Below are 16091 nucleotides of genomic sequence, written 5' to 3' on the forward strand. Positions count from 1 at the left end.
TCTATTTTTTCTGCTGCTCGAAAACAAAAACCCCCTTTTTGTTGGCAATCACTACATCCTGCAATCCATCTCCATTGATGTCTTCAGCCACCACATTCAAACCTACCCCAGAATCATCATCAATCTGATGAGCCTTCCAGATTGGGGATTTTCCAGGAACGAATTCAAACCAATACAAATAGGCTGGTTCCAAAGCGCCAGTCCCATCACGCATGTGGGCGTAAAAACGCTTCCCTGTCACAAAATCCTTTTGCCCATCTCCATTCATATCCTCAAAAGCCACAGCATGAGTTTCTGACATTTCTTCGGTCAGCAAATGCGGAATGAACTCTTGATTGGAACCATCCCCCTTATTTTCATACCACCAGATCCCTCGTTCATGGGCCGAAGCACCAAAAACGTCCATGGCTCCATCCTGATTGAAATCAAAAGCATATAAATGAGATTGAGGCTCACCTAAATTGGAGGCATGCCAAGTCCAATCGGGCTGAGTCGGATCCCCCGGATTTTCCCACCATCCCTCACGGATGATCACATCAAGATTTCCATCTCCATTCATATCAGAGTATCCCAATCCATGGGAAAAATTCTCAGAACCCGGAGTACCCTGAAGACTGATCGTATATTTTTTCCAGGCAACTCCACTCTGATTGGTCGGTGCTTTCAGCCAGATCATTTGTTTATTGGCCACATCACCACAAAGAATATCCTTGCGTCCATCACCATCTATGTCCACAAAATTCGGAGATTCATTCCCCACGGTTTCATGGATCATATGAACTTTCCAGTGCTCCTCTTTTCCTTTTGGGTTTTCATGCCAGTACACGGCTTTTCCGGGAAAATCCACCCGAATCAAGTCCACCCAACCGTCTTGATTTACATCCAGATCAAAGTTTAGCATGGAATTACTCCATTCCTTCTCCGGGACAAAAAGTTTAGGCTCATAGATTTCATGCATTTTCCAATTGGGCGCCTCAAACCAATATGGACCAGCCATCACATCGATTTTCCCATCCCGATTCACATCACCGATAGCAACCCCCTCCGATACAAAATCCGAAAAAAGAACCGTCTTTTTGAAAGGAATATCTTCGCTTTGGTCGCGATCAGCCATCAATTGAGCTTCGCAAGATAAAGAGGAAAATATAGCTGCTAAGGTGAAATATAAGTAAGGTGAGTTTTTCATAATCTTGATTTTAGAATTGTACCAAGCACTGTGTGGTTGGACTTGATTTATCACTTTTGAGTCAGGAGATAGGCAATCAAATCATCGAAATCCTCTTCGGAAATGCTCTGTCCAAAATTATCTGGCATCAGGGTGTATTGGGAAACTTTCTTTTCCTGAATCTGATCCTTGGCAATCGTGAATTCCTGCCCACTCGCATCTGCATAAACCTCCAGCTCACCTTCATCTCTTCGGAATAATCCACTTTGCACTTTTCCATCTTTAAGAGTGACAGTATAAGTTTTGAAAGCTTGAGAAATATTGCGATTTGGATCCAAAATCTTCTCGGTCAAGGCTCTTCTACCCCAATTGCCAATCCCATCCAACTGAGGACCAATGATACCTCCATCTCCTTCGATCTGATGGCAAATCGTACAGGTATTGATAAACATGGCCTTTCCATTTTCCAGATCTGGCTTAGGAACAAATCTCGACAATCTTGCATCAATTAATTGCTGTCTTTCTTCCAAAACGGACTCCATTCCGCCAGTCAAAGCCTCATATTCCTTGCTTTGGGCAGGACTCATTTTCGCCAACAATTGCTCATTGACTCCCCGATCCAACAAGATCCTTGGAGAGATCTCTCCGTCTTTAGCCAATTTCAATAATTGATTTCTTCCTTGATTGGAATTCACCAAAACCGAGGCAATCGCCACCTGTAGACCTGAAGGAGCAGTCGGCAATGCTTTTTGAAGCATTGCCTGAGTTCCGGAATAGCTGGAGTTTCCAATATTTCGAGCTATTTCCTGCCTTAATCCCAAATCTGCTTCCGAATCCAAAAGAATGGATTCAATTTGCTCCTTGTTTCCATTGGGATTGATATCCAATAATGCCTTTGCCGCCATGGCACGTGGACGATTTTTGGCCCAATCGGCACCCAAAAGATCTCTTAATCCTGATTCATAGACACTCAGTTTATTTTCACTTGCCAATTGAGCGGCAAAAATCTGCTGTCTGGCAACTTCTTCGAAAAACTCATATTCCTCGTCCGCATGAGCTGAAGGCTTGTCAGCCACTGGAGTTGGTTTTTGATCTAAATTTTCCAAGAATCCTCCTGCAAAGCTCAATGCCCAATTTTTCATAACTGGAGAATTTGGATTGCCTCCACGTTGACCGACTCCCGTTTGGATGCTCTGGTACAAAGCATATTGTCCTGCTGGATCTCCATCAAATTTCTCCTGGATAAAGGAAATCACCTGACCCAATTGACTTTCTGGTGCAAATCTTCCCACATGCCCCATATACACCAACATGCGATCATGAGAGACTTCTAGCTCCTTCAGGTTGGAAAAGATGAATTCTGAAGCTTTTTGAGATGGTACATCGGTCATTGCATCCATCAGCACCAGCTTTTCGGAATCTTGCCAATCTCTTCCAATTGCACTTTGAAGAATTTCCGGATTTTTCAGATGATCTCTCAAGCCTATCAGCAAAGTATATTTCAAATGGCTGTCCGAGTCAGGAGTTTTCTGAATTTCGGAAACCAAAAAGTTAACATTTAGCACACTGGCATGCTTCACCATAACATCTGCAGCAGCTCTTTGGGTATGAGGGTCTGGATATTGAATCCCATTTATCGCCAAGTTTGCCTTTTCTGCATCCAATTCAGGATACTCTGCCAAAACCCGATAGGTATGAACTCGAACTTCTTGACTCTCGCTTTCGGCGGCATGACGGAGTTCAGCAAATGTTAAAGCATCCATTCTTTTTAAAGCCCAGAGTGCATGAACTTTTTGCTTGGGAGCAGCTTTAGGATCAGCCAAAATCGCCTTTAGCTGTGCAATTGCCTTTTCTCCTTCAAAATCCACCAAACGATCCGTTGCCAACATCCGATGATGAAAAACCTCGCTTCCCAATCCTTCTATCAATTGATCGATCGTAGCTTGGGACCAATCAACTTTATCACTCGCATCACCCTGATAGGTGATTCTCCAAATTCTCCCGCTTTTTCGATCTCTCCCCGGATGATCCAAAGGCACTTCATAGTGGCCGATGATTCGGTTATAAAAATCTGCGATATACAAAGCTCCATCTGGGCCAATTTTGATATCCACAGGACGAAACCAAGGGTCTTCACTGACCAAAAAGTCCTTTTCACGAATCGCTTGAGGAGTAGAACCGACATATTCCACCGAATTTCTACTTACCCGGCAAGCCACCACATCTCCTGAGTAAAAGCTGTTTCGATACTCTTCGGGAAAATCTAATCCATTGTAGTATTCCAGTCCCGAAAGTGCCGTCGAGCCAATCTGATAATCCATCATTTGAGGTCCAAAACCCAATCCCGGAGCTTTCTTTCCGAAGTGGGGATAATCACCTTGGTTGATAATCTGATAAATCGGCATGGAATGGCAATCCGCCGAATAGATATAGCCCAAATCATCCACCGCGTATCCAAATGGATTCACCCGACCATATGTTGTCTGCTCAACACGGCTCCCATCAATCTTAAACCGAAAGGTATTCCCGGAAGTCATGTGGATGCTATCTCCATCTGCTCCGGCGATATGCGAAGTATTTCGAAAGCCATGGGATGCATGAATCCAGCCATCCAGACCGCGCATGAAATTGTTGATCATCCCATGTGTATCCTCATGTCCGAAAGGTCCCAACAAGACCTTCTTCTCATCATATCGATCATCTCCATCCTTGTCCTCGAAAAAATAAATATTCGGAATACTGTAAGCGATTGCACCTCCTTTCACAGGCATGATACCGATAGGAATATTCAGATCACTAGCAAAATCAGTGAATTTGTCCGCCTTACCATCTCCATCAGTATCTTCCAAAATGGTGATTTTGTCTGTTCCTGAACCAGTTGATGCTTCATAGGGATATTCGATGGAGTGGGTCACCCAAAGCCTGCCCTTATCATCAAATTCCATATTGATGGGTTTGGTAATATCTGGCTCAGAGGCATACAGATTGATTTCAAATCCCGGTGGCAAATGAAAGCCGGCCATCTCTTCTTCGGGAGTCTGATAATCGGTCACTCGAATATGATCTTTGAAAAGTTCTGGATCGACGAAAGAATCGGGATCATACTCCTCCTCACTTTGCTGAGGTGCCTGACATGAAAAAATCAAAAAAAGCATCAGCAATAATGGCAAGCCATTTTTCATAGATTGTTGGGTTAGGTTGGGTTGGTAAAACGGGCTTTTTCAAGCCAAATTCCTTAGAAATTATTCCTTTAAATGCTGAAATCCAAGACCTTCCTGTTCAAGGGCAGGATTAAATTGATCAAAAACCCAAAATGCAAAAGATCAAACCCAAAACTAACCTTTCCCAAACTTTTCCTCCCTACTCTCCTCCAATCCTAGTATTTTTCCAAAATGAAAAACACCCTGACCCTTTTATTCTTTTTAATAACAATAGCGACCCAAGCCCAAATCCAATTAACCATCACAGATCAGGTGACAGGAAAGGCTTTGGAGAATGTCAGGGTTCGTCCCGAAAACCAGAAATTCCTGACCACTAATTCAAGCGGAATAATCGCCATTCCGGGAGATGGAATCCGCATTTCATTTGCAAAAGAAGGCTATGAATACTTGGAAAAATGGTTCGAGGCTGGTGAATATAATGTAGAACTAACTCCGGAAGTCATGAACCTCTCAGCCGTTACTGTTTCGGCTTTTGAATCAGAAAGACCTCTTTTGGAGCAATCCGCCGCTATTGTCAAAGTAAACGAACGTGATTTCACCAGATACAATGAGATTTCTCCGGTCAATGCATTCAATCAAAAAGCTGGGGTCCGAATTGAGGAGAGGGCTCCTGCCAGCTATAGAATTTCTATTCGTGGAAGTTCATTGAGAGCTCCTTTTGGGGTGAGAAATGTGAAAGTTTATTGGAACGATGTTCCCTTCACCGCTCCTGATGGGACCACAGCTTTAAATCTCCTAGACCTTTCCAATATCAAAAGCTCGGAAGTGGTAAAAGGCCCATCCGGAAGCATTTATGGGGCAGGAAATGGAGGGGCAATTTCCCTATTCAGCCAACCTAGTTTGAATTCCAATAGCATTTCAACAGATCTTTTGACCGGAAGCTATGGCCTGATGAAATATAGATTAGGCTTAACTCAAGCCATCGGAAATGGAGGAATCGAGGCTTCGTTCGTCAGCCAAAAGTCAGATGGCTATCGGGAACAATCTGCTGTGGATAGGAAGGTTTTCCAAATGGGTGGTTATTTCCCAATTTCAGAAAAGCAGGAAATCAGAACTCAAATGCTGATTTCGGACTTGAATTACCAAATCCCTGGAGGACTCAACGCCGACCAATTGGCTGAAGATCCTACTCAAGCTAGACCTGGATCAGTCGACCAAAACAGTTCAGTATCACAAAAAGCCTTATTGCTTTCATTGGGGCATGTTTATCGTTTTTCTGAAAAAACCCAAAACAGCACCACACTTTATCTAAACACAAATGATTTCGAAAATCCATTCATTTTGGATTACAAAAAGGAGCTCGGGTTTGGCTATGGAGCAAGAACCAAATTTACCCACGAAAGTCAATTAGGAGGGAAAGCACTACGATTGATTGCTGGTGCAGAATACCAAAACAGCTGGACTGATGCCCAGAATTTTGGCAACCGTTCAGGTGTGGCGGATACGGTTCGATTTGCAGATAAACTTCGGGCCTATCAAGGCTTTCTCTTCCAACAAGCTGAGTTGAATTTTACTAAAAATTTACTATTCACAGTTGGTTTGAGTGAGAATTTCTCTGGCTATGAAATAGACCGCCAAATCGATGCCTCAGGAGGGCCAACCGGAGTGAACAGCCGCACATTTGATCCAGTAATCGTACCGAGAGTTGCTTTGAATTATGGTCTGTCAGCCTTCAGTTCAGTTTATGGATCTGTGAGCGGTGGATTTTCTCCTCCAACTATCGATGAGGTCAGAACCAATGAAGGAAGTGTCAATCTGGATTTGGAAGCTGAGAAAGGAACCAATTTCGAGGTCGGTTATAGATTGGGAAAGGAAAAATTCAATGTGGAATTGATTGCTTATTATCTCAAGCTGAAAGAGACAATCACTACTTATACCAATGAAAATGGAGTGGTGCTATTCCGAAATGCGGGAGCTACGGATCAAAAAGGAATCGAAATATCCCTGGACTATGCGGTATTGAGAAATGGAGATGGCTTTTTGAAGGATTTCTTGATAGGTACAGCCTTTACAGGGCAGTTTTTCGAGTTTAAAAACTATCAAAAGGGAGACAATGACTTCTCCGGAAATGAACTGACAGGAGTGCCGAAAACTAATTTAGTGACTAGGTTAGATTTGAGAACTCAACCAGGAATCTATCTCAACCTGACCCATCAATACACTGGAGAAATCCCACTCAACGATGCTAATTCGGTTTATTCTGATCCTTTCAATTTGGTCAATGCCCGATTGGGATATATTCGCTCTTTCCAAAACTGGGATTTGGAAATCTTTGGGGGTGTAGACAATCTTTTGGATGAATTGTATTCCTTGGGCAATGATCTGAATCCATTCGGAGGAAGATATTATCAACCAGCCCCTGCAAGAAATTATTATGGAGGAATAAAGGTCGTTTTTAATTACTAATCTCGGGAATTGAGATTTTCAGTCCCTCTTCCACGATTTCGACAGGATAAATTTCCAATTCTCTACACATCCCTGCAATTACGGCTCCGGTTTTCAAATCAAATCTATACGAATGAAGTGGACAAATGACTTCCTTTTCCTCTGAAATAACTCCGGGAATCAAAGAAGTCATTCGATGTGGACAGGTACTTTCAAAAGCAAAATACTCGTCCCCAATTCGGCATACTCCTACTTTCAAACCATCCAGATCAACCTGTCTGATTTCCTTTTCAGGAAACATCTCATGAAGCTTGATTTGGGGAAAAGGAAGAATAAAATTTTTCATCATGCTATTTTACCTAAGAAAAGACACCATCGACACATAAAGTGTTGGTTTTTCGGTATTTGTTTTGGAATTTACTGGAAAGACATCAATCAAAACTCAATCTAGGCTTCAGAGAATTTTTCATTGTTTGGGGCCACAAATTAAAATAAGCCCATGAAAAATTTTCTGCTAATCCCCCTGTTTTTTGTGATTGGTTTGGTAAATGCCCAGACTTTGGATGGAGCCTGGAAAATGACTCACCAAAATGGACAACCCATTACTGAGGTTGAGTATATCAAAATCTATCAAGATGATTATTTCGCTTTTGGAGCGAAAAAAGTGGACGATAATCACTTCATCGGAGCAGGAGGCGGTCCATTTTCTTGGGATGGAAGCAATTATACCGAAACACTCGACTTTTTCACTTTGGATCCATTTCAAGTTGGTACAGTCAATAAGTATAAGCTAGATTATGTAGATGGTAAAATCGTGATATCCTCAGAAATCAAAGGGAATATGTTGGTGGAAATCTGGGAAAGAATTCCCGCGGAATCTGATGATTTGACAGGAAACTGGGTGATTACCGGAAGAAAAAGAGAAGGGGAGATATCCAGAAGCACTCCGGGAGCAAGAAGAACCATCAAGATACTTTCAGGAGGCAGATTCCAGTGGGTAGCTTTCAATTCAGAGACTAAAGAATTTTCCGGATCAGGCGGAGGAACCTACACTGCCAAAGACGGAAAATATACCGAAAACATCACCTTCTTCTCTCGTGACGATACAAGAGTGGGTGCCAGTTTGAGTTTTGATTATGAAGTCATCGATGGAGAATGGCACCACAGCGGCCTTAGCTCAACGGGCAATCCGATCTACGAAATCTGGACTCCTTATGCGATTGGGTATAATCCGGGAGGCAATTAATTTTTTCCCACAGATTTACACAGATTGATTTCACAGATTTTTACAGATCCATTTTAAGTATTAACTATTAATCTGCGATGATCTGTGACTTTTTCTGTGCCCCACGAGCTATCGGGGTGTGGGAAAAACACAAAAAAATAGCGCGAATCTGCAATGCAAATCCGCGATATTATGCGGGAGTAAGTCCTTTCAACTCCCTTTCTATTTTATGCCTCTACAGCGTAGAGTTCTTTGAGTTTTTCAACTGCGTAGTCCACATCCTCGATGGTATTGTACCGGCTGAAGGAGAATCGAACTGAATCTCTTTCTGGATTGTGATTCAAAGCTCTCAAGACATGGGATCCCACTGTTGCACCAGAACTGCATGCAGATCCTCCAGAAGCAGAAATTCCTGCCAGGTCCAAGTTAAATAACAACATCCCAGCATTTGCTTCAGATGGTGGTAAGCTCACATTCAATACTGTATACAAAGATTTATCCAAGTCTTCAGACAATCCATTGAACTCCACATCAGGAATACCAGCCTTCAGACTTTCGATGAAATGCTTCTTCAAAGCTTTCACGTGAGTTTCATGACCAGCCATATCTTCATAAGCCAATTCCAAAGCTTTCGCGATACCGATGATACCAATCACATTTTCTGTACCACCTCTCATGTTTCGCTCCTGCGCTCCACCATGAATAAATGGATGGATCTTTTTGTCTTTTCTTACATACAAGAAACCTGACCCCTTAGGTCCGTGGAATTTATGTCCACCAGCGACAATCGAATCTACCGGCAAAGATTTCAAATCATGCACATAATGTCCCATGGTCTGAACAGTATCTGAATGAAAGAAAGCTCCATATTCCTTTGCCAAAGAACCAATTTTGTTCAAGTCATTGATATTTCCGATTTCATTATTGGCATGCATCAAGGAAACCAATGAATTTGGGTTCGCTTTCAAGCTTGCCTCCAACTGATCCATATCGATTACTCCTTGCTCGTTGACGTCCAGTTTAGTCAATTTGATTTTGCCTTTTTGCTCACAAACTTCCAAGGTATGCAATACCGCATGGTGCTCTAAAGGAGAGGTGATGGCATGGGTAATTCCATGAGTTTCTATTCCGCAAACCAAAGCCGTATTATCCGCCTCAGTACCACCAGAAGTAAAGAAAATCTCAGCCGGAGTGGCATTCAGCAACTCAGCAACTTTCTTTCTTGACCTTTCGATAGCAGTTCGTACCTCACGTCCATGACTATGCACAGAAGAAGGGTTTCCATAATGATCCTTCATAAACGGTAGCATGGCTTCGATTACTCGTTCGTCCATGGCAGTCGTTGCGGCATTATCAAAATAGACTTTCATCTCTCTATAATTTGGGTTGATATTCTATGTTTACAGCAAAGAAGCGGAAACCACCTCCTTGATATCCTGCATGATTTTTTTTGCCAAATGCTCAGCAGTAGCTTCTGAATCAGATTCAGAATAGATTCTGATTATCGGCTCGGTATTGGATTTTCTCAAATGCACCCACTCCTTTTCAAACTCGATTTTTACTCCATCGATGTCATTGATTGGGTGCTTCTGGTATTTGGTCTTGATGGCTTCCAGAATTCGATCTACATTGATTTCCGGAGTCAGCTCAATTTTATTTTTAGAAATATAATAACTCGGGTAAGTCGCTCTCAATCTGGAGATTGTCTTCCCAAATTTAGCCAAATGCGTTAAAAACAAACCAATTCCAACCAAAGCATCTCTACCATAGTGTGACGTTGGGTAAATGATCCCGCCATTTCCTTCACCACCGATTACAGCATCAACAGCTTTCATTTGATTCACCACATTGACCTCGCCCACAGCAGCTGCCGTGTAGGCTCCACCTCTTTTCTCAGTCACATCTCTCAATGCTCTGGTTGAGGAAAGGTTGGAAACTGTATTTCCCGGAGTCTTGGAAAGCACATAATCTGCGACAGCCACCAAGGTATACTCTTCACCAAATGGAGATCCGTCTTCGGTGATAAATGCCAAACGGTCTACATCTGGATCCACAACGATTCCAAGATCAAAGCTTCCTTTTTCCAACTTTTGAGAAATATCTCTCAAGTTTTCAGGGAGAGGCTCAGGATTGTGAGGAAAATGACCATCAGGAGTACAGAACATTTCTTCGATGATCTCCACACCTAAAGCTCGAAGTAATTTTGGAACTGCGATACCTCCTGTAGAATTAACCGCATCCACGACAATTTTGAAATTACGGGCTTTGATGGCTTCCACATCTACCAATTCCAAATCCAACACATGCTGGATATGACGGTCGATATAGTCATCAACAAAAGTGTATGCCCCCAATTTTTTCACCTCAGCAAAAGTGAAATCATCATTCTCCGCTTTTTGAAGAATGTCTTTGCCTTCAGCATCTGAAATAAATTCTCCTTTAGAGTTCAACAATTTCAGGGCGTTCCATTGAATAGGATTATGGCTGGCAGTAAGGATAATCCCTCCACCGGCTTTTTCCAAAGGAACTGCAAATTCAACTGTAGGGGTGGTGCTCAGACCTAAATCAATCACGTGGATCCCCATTCCCTGTAGGGTGGCAGAAACCAAACGCGAAACCATATCACCTGACAATCGGGCATCCCGACCGATGACAACTTTCGCATTTCCGGTTTTTTCCAAAACCCATGCACCATATGCAGATGCAAATTTGACTACATCAATGGGAGTGAGACCCTCTCCAGCTTTTCCTCCAATAGTACCTCTGATTCCAGAGATAGATTTGATTAACGACACGTACAGAAGTGAATTAAGTACAACTTATTAAAAAATCCCGCCCAAGCGGGATTGAAAATTACTTGAATTTGGCTAAGACCTTGTCGACTTCATTGTCGGGATTTCCGCAGGAGCTGTTGGCATCTACAGTTTTTCCGCAATAGCTACAAGTTTCGCCATCTTTATTTAGATAGGGATTTTGGGAGGCACAGGTGCCTTTGAATTCTCCGTTTTTAAGGAATAGGAGCCTAACAGACATCAAAACGAAGAATAATGCCACAAAGCCCAGGGTTATTAATACTGTTGTCATAACGGATATATTTGCGCAAATTTAAAGCTTTACTTCGAAAACGACCACAAATCAAACTTAGTTTCCCACGCAATGTCAAATTTGAGTACTCGGGCTGAACAATTAGCAGCCTTTGACAGACTATTAACGATCATGGATGAGCTTCGCGCCCAATGCCCTTGGGACATGAAGCAAACCACTGAAAGCCTGAGACATCTAACGATTGAGGAGACTTTTGAATTGTCGGACGCAATCTTGGATGGCGATCCCGAAGAAATCAAAAAGGAACTCGGAGACATCCTACTTCATATAGTCTTTTATGCAAAAATTGGTTCCGAAGAGGGCAATTTTGACGTAACTACCCTGATCGATGCACTTTGCGAAAAGCTAATTCGCCGTCATCCCCATATCTATGGTGATACTGAGGCCAATGATGCGGAGACGGTAAGCCAAAACTGGGAAAAGATCAAACTGAAGGAAAAAGGGAATAAATCTGTTTTGGGAGGGGTGCCCCGATCTCTTCCAGCCTTGATCAAAGCCATGAGAATTCAGGAAAAAGCCAGAGGAGTAGGTTTTGACTGGGAAGAAAAGCATCAGGTTTGGGAAAAAGTGGAGGAGGAAATGCTGGAGTTCAAAGAAGAATTCAATGCAGCTGACGAAAAAGAAATCGACCAAGAAAAAGCTAGTGGAGAGTTCGGAGACTTACTTTTTTCTCTGATCAATTATGCGAGATTTATCGATATCAATCCTGAAGAGGCATTGGAGCGAACCAACAAAAAATTCATCAAGCGATTCCAATACCTGGAAAATGCCGCCAAAAACGCCGGAAAGAACCTTTCTGACATGAGCTTGGCAGAAATGGATGTCTTTTGGGAAGAAGCGAAGAAGCAGTAGACAGTAAGCAGGGGTCAGTGAACAGTGATCAGTTTCAGTCTACAGTTAGAAAGTGAGATTTTGTAATTGGTGAGTGGTACGCGATTTATAGGAGGAGAGGTGATACTATCTATCTCGACTTAGTAAAATCTTGATTCAAAAGATAGCTACGCAGATAGTAGTTTATCTCGCCAAAGGCATATCTAACTGACCGAAGGGAAGTTTATCTTGGCTTAGCCAAATCTAAATTCAAAAGATAGCCCTTCGGGCAGATAATAAAAGATAGTTACGCAGACAGTAGATTATCTCGCCGAAGGCTTATCTCAGGAGCGAAGCGACGATATCTCGCGAATCGTATCTGAAAGAATTAATTCCCCTTACCCCCTTGCAAAGGGGGAATTGTTTCAATTTCCTAATTGAATCCATATTTATTATTTCAGTAAAGCCGTATTTCAATTTTATTTCGCCGAAGGCGTTTTTCCACTGTATTTCTCAGATGGATTTTCCAATTCTCCTTATTTTTGATTCTACATTGTACCTTGTACTTGGTACAAAAATCTTGATACTTGATACTTTAAAAAAATATGGCTAATCAAATCATCTTTACCCTAGAAGCTCCGGCACCAATTGGACCTTATTCTCAAGCAGTGTTGGCGGGAAATACTTTGTATGTATCCGGTCAGATTCCATTGGATGCAGAAACCGGCGAATTGATTAATGAAAATATCACGGAAGAAACTCACGCGGTGATGAAAAATCTGGAGGCCGTTCTCCGTGCTGCTGACTTTGGTTTTGGCGATGTGGTGAAGTGCACCATTTTTATCAAATCCATGGATGAGTTTGCAACGATCAATGAGGCTTATGGCCAATATTTCAAAAGCAATCCTCCAGCGCGTGAGACCGTAGAAGTTTCCAAGCTTCCAAAGAATGTGAATGTGGAGATTTCTTGTATTGCGGTGAAGGGATAAAGGTTTGGAAGTTGGAGGTAGGATGTTGGAAGTTTAACTGAAGACTAAGTCACTTTCTAAACTTCCTTATTCAACATTCATCATTCGATGTTCATCATCAGAGCTTGAGAGAATGGAGATTGCATGGTTGAAAAGTGGTAAGGTTGAAAGGTTCTCACAATTCAATATTCTCCGTCCGAAATTGTAAAAACGCTAAAAAACTTCTCTGCTGCTCGTTCCCGAAAATTATCGGGATCGTAATTCTAAATTCGTAAATTATAATCCCTCAAGAAATTTTAGTCCAATTCTGAATCCATGACCCTGATTCCTTTCCATAGCGAAACGCTTGTCAGCGCTCTTTCCAAAGAGGAGGTCATGGAGCATATTTCCAAAAAAACGCTGGAGGTCAATTTTCTCGACAAAAGAACAGAACTTTCGCGAAAAGCTGCTTTCAATGGAATCGTGGGCAAAAACAGCTTTCGCATCTCCAAAGTCATCAATCGAAGCAATACTTTTCTTCCTCTGATCTTGGGAGAAGTGGAAGAAACCGCCCGGGGATCTATCCTTTTTCTCCAATACAAACTATTTCCGGGAGCCCTCTTTTTTGTGGTTTTCTGGAGCATTATCCTGCTCGTTTTTTCCGGATTTTTTCTGGGTTTGGTGCACAATTATGTCAACGGTTTTATCTGTTTGGCTTTGGCTATTTTGAACTATTCCCTGGCCATTTTCTTTTTTCACAGACAAGTCAAATCCTCCCGGGAGGAATTTCACCAACTGATTAATCTACAAATGAAGGATTAAAGTACTCGCAACTAGGGAAAAAAGCCTTTTGCCCTTATTTTAGCGGCCGGAAATCTGAATTCAATAAATCCACTGTCATGAGCATACGCATAGAAAAAGACACGATGGGGCCTGTTGAGGTGCCTGCAGACAAATATTGGGGAGCGCAAACTCAGCGTTCTATCAACAACTTCAAAATCGGTGGCGAAAAGAACCGCATGCCGATCGAAATCATCCGCGCTTTTGCCATTTTGAAAAAAGCCGCAGCACAAACCAATGCTGAATTGGGCGTTTTGGCTCAGGAAAAAGCGGATATCATCTCTACGGTTTGTGATGAGATTTTGGCAGGAAAACTGGATGATCAGTTCCCTTTGGTGGTTTGGCAGACCGGTTCCGGTACCCAATCCAATATGAACTCCAATGAGGTGATCGCCTACAGAGCGCACGTATTGCAGGGCGGATCTTTGGAAGATGCCAAAAAATCCATCCACCCAAATGACGATGTGAACAAGTCTCAGTCTTCCAATGACACCTACCCAACTGCCATGCACATCGCTGCATACAAAATGGTGATGGAAACGACAATTCCGGGTGTTCAGAAATTGAGAGATACCTTGGATGCCAAGTCCAAAGCTTTCAAAGATGTGGTGAAAATCGGCCGTACTCACTTTATGGATGCGACTCCACTGACTTTGGGACAGGAATTTAGCGGGTATGTAGCTCAGCTGGATCATGGATTGAGAGCATTGAAAAATACCTTGGCTCACCTTTCCGAATTGGCTTTGGGTGGCACAGCCGTAGGAACTGGACTAAACACGCCACAAGGCTATGCTGAATTGGTAGCGAAGAAAATCGCTGAATTTTCAGGACAGCCATTCGTGACTGCACCGAATAAATTCGAAGCTTTGGCGGCTCATGATGGCATGGTAGAAGCCCATGGAGCCTTGAAGCAATTGGCTGTATCATTGATGAAAATCGCCAATGACATCCGTATGCTTTCGTCAGGTCCTAGATCCGGTATCGGAGAGATCTTGATTCCAGAAAATGAGCCAGGATCATCTATTATGCCTGGAAAAGTCAACCCAACTCAGGTAGAAGCCTTGACAATGGTGGCTGCTCAGGTGATGGGAAATGATGTAGCTGTTTCCATCGGAGGATCCAATGGTCATTTCGAGCTGAATGTATTCAAACCAATGATCGCGACCAACTTCCTACAATCTGCAAGATTGATCGGAGATGCCTGCGTGTCTTTCAATGACAACTGTGCCGTAGGTATCGAACCTAATACTCCGATGATCCAACGTCACTTGGAAAACTCCTTGATGCTGGTAACGGCTTTGAATACCCATATCGGTTATGAAAATGCAGCTGCTATTGCCAAGAAAGCACATAAGGAAGGTACCAGCCTTCGTGAAGCTGCAATCGCCTTGGGGCTATTGACCTCCGAGCAATTCGATGAGTGGGTGAAGCCTGAGGACATGATTGGAAGTTTGAAATAAAATGCCCGATGTCGGATGTCCGATGTCCGTTGTAAAAAGAGCCTTTCCAGCAATGGAAAGGCTTTTTCATTTTCACAACAGAGACTCTATAATCGCCAAAACAAAACGTCATGAACTTTAAATCATAACGCCCTTTGAAATTTCGCAGTCTCATGTGGTGATTTGCCTCATTTCATCGATTTTATTGATAGTTAAATACGGATTTTTCAACTTAAGCACATCATATTCGCCGCCTTCAATTTTCTTAATCAATTTCTTTGCAGCACGTTCAATATCCTCATAAAAATCCTCTATAACGACGTATAGTAGACCTTTTACATTTTTAGAAAGGTGAACTTGTTGATGATCTACTCCGATTCTCGTCGCTAAAGTGATTTTCTTTTGATTATGCTTGAATTGATGAACCATTGGACATCTAAAATCCTTGTAAAAATTAATCTCTGCCTTCTTTCCAATGAATTCTTGATACTTTTTCCCCAACAATGACATTCCGTTGTTGAATCTAGTTTTTGAAAGTCCCGGCTCTTCTGAATCAAACGGCTCGCTATCCATGCATGCACCTAAGAACTCAATTCCTTGAATTTATATAAGAAACTTGATGTACGGAGCCACTTTATACTCAATCAAATCATCCATCTCATGTAGGTAGACTGTTTCAATAAATCCAATTACCCCTTTTTGTGCTCTGTGATCATCTTTTGGAAATTTAGTCTCCTTCAATAAATAATTAAAGCCCTTTTAATCGGGGCTTTAAAACAAGTCTGAAGTTTCTTTTGTATAGGTTAAATCATATTTTGAGAATAGTTCATCAACCCCCTATAATCGTAAATTGCATCCACGCCTTTATATTTTCTGGGATTTACAATCCCATTCCCAAAAGCTCAACTGCCAACTAATCCCTGACCACTGCTACTCAAAAACCTCCTTTCACCA

Annotated in this window: 13 protein-coding genes; 6 read left to right on the forward strand and 7 right to left on the reverse strand. The window is 42.3% G+C overall.

Annotated elements, in window-relative coordinates:
- Position 1: 1 nt before the first annotated feature.
- Positions 2–1186 carry an FG-GAP repeat domain-containing protein gene (locus O0V13_RS01845; RefSeq protein ID WP_268033290.1) on the reverse strand — a complete coding sequence of 395 codons (1185 nt, stop codon included), beginning with the start codon at positions 1184–1186 and terminating at the stop codon, positions 2–4.
- 50 nt (positions 1187–1236) lie between these two features.
- The gene (locus O0V13_RS01850) at positions 1237–4347 is read right to left on the reverse strand and encodes a PVC-type heme-binding CxxCH protein (protein ID WP_268033291.1); all 3111 of its coding nucleotides are present in this window, start codon (positions 4345–4347) and stop codon (positions 1237–1239) included.
- A gap of 210 nt (positions 4348–4557) precedes the next feature.
- Between O0V13_RS01850 and O0V13_RS01855 the strand changes: the two genes are divergently transcribed.
- A complete protein-coding gene (locus O0V13_RS01855) occupies positions 4558–6792 on the forward strand; it encodes a TonB-dependent receptor family protein (protein WP_268033292.1) in 2235 nt (744 codons plus the stop codon).
- Here O0V13_RS01855 and O0V13_RS01860 read toward each other — a convergent pair.
- Positions 6782–7117 carry a Rieske (2Fe-2S) protein gene (locus tag O0V13_RS01860; RefSeq protein ID WP_268033293.1) on the reverse strand — a complete coding sequence of 112 codons (336 nt, stop codon included), beginning with the start codon at positions 7115–7117 and terminating at the stop codon, positions 6782–6784. The two genes, O0V13_RS01855 and O0V13_RS01860, sit on opposite strands and share 11 nt — an antisense overlap.
- Positions 7118–7270: 153 nt before the next feature.
- On the opposite strand from O0V13_RS01860, the gene O0V13_RS01865 reads away from it, so the two are divergent.
- Positions 7271–8017, forward strand: coding sequence for a hypothetical protein (locus O0V13_RS01865; protein WP_268033294.1), 747 nt, complete (start codon positions 7271–7273; stop codon positions 8015–8017).
- A 206-nt stretch (positions 8018–8223) separates the two neighbouring features.
- On the opposite strand, the gene O0V13_RS01870 is transcribed toward O0V13_RS01865, so the two are convergent.
- Genes O0V13_RS01870 through O0V13_RS01880 form a run of 3 tightly spaced genes read right to left on the reverse strand, consistent with a single transcriptional unit; the run spans position 8224 to position 11080 of the window.
- Positions 8224–9366, reverse strand: a complete 1143-nt coding sequence (locus O0V13_RS01870) for a cysteine desulfurase family protein (protein WP_268033295.1) — start codon at positions 9364–9366, stop codon at positions 8224–8226.
- A 30-nt stretch (positions 9367–9396) separates the two neighbouring features.
- On the reverse strand, positions 9397–10791 hold the full coding sequence (gene glmM, locus O0V13_RS01875) for a phosphoglucosamine mutase (protein ID WP_268033296.1): 1395 nt from the start codon (positions 10789–10791) through the stop codon (positions 9397–9399).
- Positions 10792–10849: 58 nt separating this feature from the next.
- Complete coding sequence (locus tag O0V13_RS01880; RefSeq protein WP_268033297.1) at positions 10850–11080, reverse strand: hypothetical protein; 231 nt, start codon at positions 11078–11080, stop codon at positions 10850–10852.
- A 72-nt stretch (positions 11081–11152) separates the two neighbouring features.
- On the opposite strand from O0V13_RS01880, the gene mazG reads away from it, so the two are divergent.
- The 4 genes from mazG to fumC all read left to right on the forward strand — a co-directional run bounded on the left by mazG (position 11153) and on the right by fumC (position 15158).
- Positions 11153–11953 carry a nucleoside triphosphate pyrophosphohydrolase gene (gene mazG / locus O0V13_RS01885; RefSeq protein WP_268033298.1) on the forward strand — a complete coding sequence of 267 codons (801 nt, stop codon included), beginning with the start codon at positions 11153–11155 and terminating at the stop codon, positions 11951–11953.
- A gap of 563 nt (positions 11954–12516) precedes the next feature.
- Positions 12517–12900: a RidA family protein gene (locus tag O0V13_RS01890; protein ID WP_268033299.1), complete on the forward strand. Its 384-nt coding sequence runs from the start codon at positions 12517–12519 to the stop codon at positions 12898–12900.
- A gap of 294 nt (positions 12901–13194) precedes the next feature.
- Complete coding sequence (locus O0V13_RS01895) at positions 13195–13680, forward strand: hypothetical protein (RefSeq protein ID WP_268033300.1); 486 nt, start codon at positions 13195–13197, stop codon at positions 13678–13680.
- A 77-nt stretch (positions 13681–13757) separates the two neighbouring features.
- Positions 13758–15158, forward strand: a complete 1401-nt coding sequence (gene fumC, locus O0V13_RS01900; RefSeq protein ID WP_268033301.1) for a class II fumarate hydratase — start codon at positions 13758–13760, stop codon at positions 15156–15158.
- 150 nt (positions 15159–15308) lie between these two features.
- Here fumC and O0V13_RS01905 read toward each other — a convergent pair whose 3' ends face one another.
- Positions 15309–15710 (reverse strand): hypothetical protein, encoded by a 402-nt coding sequence (locus O0V13_RS01905; protein WP_268033302.1) that lies wholly within the window; start codon positions 15708–15710, stop codon positions 15309–15311.
- Between the last annotated feature and the right edge of the window lie 381 nt (positions 15711–16091).

Origin of the sequence: Algoriphagus sp. PAP.12, assembly GCF_026652115.1 — a bacterium.
Classification (GTDB): domain Bacteria; phylum Bacteroidota; class Bacteroidia; order Cytophagales; family Cyclobacteriaceae; genus Algoriphagus.